The 1,383-nt window shown below is 55.5% G+C and carries 3 protein-coding genes; all 3 read right to left on the bottom strand.

The genetic code is table 11. The features are described 5' to 3' along the window. On the bottom strand, positions 1 to 861 hold an 861-nt coding region (locus tag Xedl_RS19545; protein WP_074025381.1), incomplete at its 3' end, for a phage portal protein. Continuing rightward, positions 861 to 1,037 carry a hypothetical protein gene (locus Xedl_RS29910; RefSeq protein ID WP_167366733.1) on the bottom strand — a complete coding sequence of 59 codons (177 nt, stop codon included), beginning with the start codon at positions 1,035 to 1,037 and terminating at the stop codon, positions 861 to 863. The genes Xedl_RS19545 and Xedl_RS29910, both read right to left, overlap by 1 nt. A gap of 7 nt (positions 1,038 to 1,044) precedes the next feature. Next, positions 1,045 to 1,383, bottom strand: a 339-nt coding sequence (locus Xedl_RS19550) for a terminase TerL endonuclease subunit (protein ID WP_244149778.1), incomplete at its 5' end; no start/stop codon positions are given.

Consider the following 1,383-nt stretch of genomic DNA (forward strand, 5'->3'; position numbering starts at 1 on the left):
AGTGTTCTGCACCATATGCAGGGGCACCCGGAAGATGCGGCAAATTTCCTCCAACTGAAACTTGCGGGTTTCCAGAAACTGCGCATCTTCGGCGGATAAGCTGATTTGCTGCCATTTCAGCCCAGCCTCCAGAATCAGGGGTTTATGGGCATTAACCAGCCCCTGATGGCGGGACTCAAAATCGGCTTTCAGGCGGTTAAAGGCGTCATCTTTCAGTGGCTGATCTGTTTGCAGTACCCCGCTGGTGACCGCCCCGTTACCGAACAGTCGCGACCCGTGCTCTTCGGTCGCCAACCCCAACCCAATCGCTTGTCGCGCATAGGCAATCGGGCTTAATCCCACCAGGCCATTCAGCGTAAAGATGCGCACGTGCCAGATTTCATTCTGGCTCAGGGTGGCGGTGTCACCGTTCGGAAAGGTCACCTGATATTCCGGCAGCCAGTCATTATTCAGTTTCGGGGTCACGCTGCCCGGATCAAGGGGCAGCAATTCCACCACCTCCCCCAGTGCCTTCACTTTGTAGGCGTAAAAGTTGCCGCGCAGACACAGACAGGCAATCAGCAACTCCCAGAACTCCTGCGGTGTCATGTAGTTATTGGGTTTGACCGACAGCAGTTTATGCAGCCGCTCTTTGATGGCGCGCTGGTTACCCCGCTCCAGTTGCTCATACAGAGAACAGGGCAACATACCGACCGATTCCGCCAGTACCCGCACACAACTAAAGACGGCGGTCAGTTGCATCGCTAATTGCGGGCTGACCCGCCGTCCGGTGTAAGTGTCATAGGACAAGCCGATCAGTTCGCTCAACTCCCGTGAGGTCATCGGTTCGGCGGATTTTCGAAACAGTCCGGGAAAGAACATCAGGCCTCCTTATCCGGTGTGTGACCCAGCATCCGCGAGACCAGATACGACCAGCCCAGACACAGCCCGCCCGCCACCATGAACCCCGCCGCAGGCAACAACAGCCACGCGCCATAAGACAATAGGCAGCCGCCTGCCAGTCCGACCAGCGGGGCAACATAAATTAACAGTTTCATAAAAACCTCAGAGGGAACGTAAACCCCGGTTGATCAGGATGTCAGAGAGACTTTCCGGCTGCTCACCCCCATTCACCAGCAACCGGCTCAGGGCAGTAAACAACGCAACGGGACCATCGATTTTGGCTTCCGGCGTGGATTTGTTGGGGAAAATGTTGTCATTTTTATCTGGCTTGATGGTAACGTTGCTCATCATCCAGTTCATGACCGGGTGGGCGTTATGGTGGAATTTGCCGCTGTACACCGCCGCTTCCAGTGATTTCATGGCCTCGGACAGATTACGCACGGTTTGTGCCACTTCCACCAGAGGTACGCCGTCTTCCTCCAGTGCCAGACTGAATTGAAG

This window comes from Xenorhabdus eapokensis, assembly GCF_001908105.1.